Genomic DNA, 2,794 nt, shown 5'->3' on the forward strand with positions numbered 1-2,794 from the left:
GCCTGCAGATCAAATTCATTTAAGTGGCCCTACCATGGGGACTTCTTACAACATCAAGTATATCGAGCAAGATGGTATTCCAACGCCAAAAGCGATGCAGACAGAAATTGATCGCTTATTGGAAGAGGTTAATGACCAAATGTCGACCTATCGTGACGACTCAGAGTTAAGTCGTTTTAATCAGCATCAAACGAGCGAGCCATTTACAGTTTCGACACAAACAGCAACGGTAGTGAAAGAAGCAATTCGCCTTAACGGTCTTACTTTAGGTGCATTGGATGTGACGGTCGGCCCTCTAGTTAACCTGTGGGGGTTTGGTCCAGAAGCTCGTCCAGATGTAGTTCCAACCGATGAAGAACTCGCTTCTCGCAAAGCAAATACCGGTATTCACCACCTATCTGTTGATGGTAATACACTGTCCAAAGATCTTCCTAACTTGTACGTCGACCTATCGACGATTGCGAAAGGTTGGGGGGTTGACGTGGTTGCTGACTACCTTCAATCTGAAGGGGTACAGAACTTTATGGTCGAAGTCGGTGGTGAAATGCGTCTCAAAGGTGTCAATCGTGAAGGTGTGCCTTGGCGTATCGCAATTGAAAAACCGACCGTTGATGAACGTTCAATTCAAGAAATTATTGAACCAGGCGACATGGCAATTGCAACAAGTGGTGACTATCGTAATTACTTTGAGAGTAATGGTGTGAGATACTCTCATATTATTAATCCACGAACAGGCAAACCAATTCATCATAAAGTGGTGTCTGTAACGGTATTAGATAAATCGTCGATGACTGCTGATGGTCTTGCAACTGGTCTTATGGTGCTAGGTGAAGACAAAGGCATGGCAATTGCGAACGAAAATAATATTCCTGTTTTCATGATTGTGAAAACGGAAGATGGTTTTAAAGAGTTGGCTTCGGAAGCATACAAGCCATTCATGAAGAAATAACAACAGAAGTGAGCATGTTTTTATGAATACATTTCTAATTACCTTTGCTGTGTTTGTCGCGGTAATCACTGCAATGGCTGTCGGATACATTTTCCAAAAGAAAGTCGTGAAAGGTAGCTGCGGTGGCCTAGGGGCAGTTGGCATCGAAAAAGTGTGTAATTGTCCAGAACCCTGCGATGCGCGTAAAAAACGTGAAGCGCGCGAGGCTGCGCGTGCTGAGAAATTGGCGGCGTGGGAAAAAGATAGAATTGCTTAGTATTGGTTAATCGTACTAAGAAAGTGATAAAGCTCAGCGTTCTGCTGAGCTTTATTTTTAGGTAGCTAACCAAAACTCAGATGTCCGAGAAAGAGCCTAATACCATGTTTTGTTGTTTCTTTCTCTCATGTTACAGAGCAAGACCACACCGATAGTCATTAGGACGAAGAAATGATTTGGTTACGTCCGTTCTCTTTGGCCATGTAAAGTCGCTCATCCGCCACTTTTATTTGTTGTTCCAGCTCCCCCTCGATGTTGCTTACACCAATACTCGCGGTCACAAGAATGTTTTTGTCCAAATAAGTTATTGGCGTTTTTTCTATGCGCTGTCTCATTTGTTCTAAGCGTGTTAGAAAGCCGTCATAGTCGCCACTGGCTTGAATACAAAACTCCTCGCCACCAAGCCTAGCGACAATATCATTTGGAAAATAGATTTTTAGAATATTCGCTATCATGACTAGCACTGCATCGCCGCCCTCATGTCCGTATGTATCATTTACTTGCTTAAAGAAATCGATATCAAGCATCGCGATGTTTCTTTGAGCGTTTTCTACATGGGGCTGCTCAAACAGAAAGCGGCGGTTCCATAAGCCCGTTAGCGCATCTTGATTTGCCATTTTAAACAGTTCAGATGTTGCGTCTTTGATATCTAACAGTTGGTGAATACGGCAAAAAAATTCTTCTTGATTAAATGGCTTGTATAAAAAGTCATTGGCCCCTGCTTTTAGAAACCTAGCCGTCATGGTCTTAGAGTTACTACCCGACAAGCCGAGAATGGCTAATTGATTTTTATCCCACTTCCGACGTAATTCACGCACCATAGTAATGCCATCTTTAACGGGCATATCATGGTCGGTTAAAACGAGAGTGATATCTGGATTTTGCTCGACAAGCTCTAGGGCTTTTTGCCCATTGTCAGCTTCCAACGTCTGAATATATTGATGCTCCAAAAGTTGGGCAATGTGTCTTCTTACGGTGTGTGAATCATCAACGACTAAACATTTGTGTTGTTGATTGTTGGTTAGTCGCTTGAGGAGTGGTAATAGATAGGAAACGGACGCCATGCTGTCTTTCAAAATATAGTCGAGGACACCTTTTGCAAGCATCTTTTCGCGAGTGTCTTCTTGAAATCGAGCCGTTAAAACAATGACACGATGACCATGTTCCAAAACGAGGTCAATAATCTCGCCATCTTGAGCATCCGGTAAACAATAGTCTAAAACCGCACAGAAGAGGTCCTGTGCTGAAGATAACAAGTTCTTTGCCTCCGCGTAGCTTTCCGCTGCGATGACCTCATAACCAGCTTGGCTTATTGTTTGGCAAAGAAAGTTTTTAAATGCACGACTATCTTCAACAACCAGAATCTTATTACTCAAGCGCAGTCCCCAAAATTAATTGTTTAAAATCAATGATAACTAAAATTAAACTTATCGCCATCAAAAAACACATGTCAACCAAAAGTAGAACAACTACTCAAATGTTTGACACGCATCCGTTAACATCACATCATTATTCCTGTCTTAGTTATATAATTATGTTTAGCTAACGTAGGGAGAAAGTAGTATGGAAATGCATCAACATGGTATGGC

General features: G+C 42.2%; 3 protein-coding genes. 2 read left to right on the forward strand and 1 reads right to left on the reverse strand.

Annotation, left to right across the window (positions count from 1 at the left end; translation table 11 throughout):
* Positions 1 to 949 (forward strand): FAD:protein FMN transferase (locus tag CAG68_RS21895; protein ID WP_161441659.1); only part of this gene is annotated, 949 nt, incomplete at its 5' end.
* A 22-nt stretch (positions 950 to 971) separates the two neighbouring features.
* A complete protein-coding gene (gene nqrM / locus CAG68_RS21900; protein ID WP_005380273.1) occupies positions 972 to 1,205 on the forward strand; it encodes a (Na+)-NQR maturation NqrM in 234 nt (77 codons plus the stop codon).
* A gap of 158 nt (positions 1,206 to 1,363) precedes the next feature.
* Here the strand turns inward: nqrM and CAG68_RS21905 are convergent, their stop codons facing one another.
* Positions 1,364 to 2,581, reverse strand: coding sequence for a diguanylate cyclase (locus CAG68_RS21905; protein ID WP_042521393.1), 1,218 nt, complete (start codon positions 2,579 to 2,581; stop codon positions 1,364 to 1,366).
* Positions 2,582 to 2,794 lie beyond the last annotated feature (213 nt).

Source organism: Vibrio sp. V42_P2S4T144 (assembly GCF_009904715.1).
Taxonomy (GTDB): Bacteria; Pseudomonadota; Gammaproteobacteria; order Enterobacterales; family Vibrionaceae; genus Vibrio; species Vibrio alginolyticus.

Bases quoted from the DNA above. Each gene is read 5' to 3' on its own strand.
- nqrM (WP_005380273.1), top strand. From the start codon at position 972: ATGAATACATTTCTAATTACCTTTGCTGTGTTTGTCGCGGTAATCACT.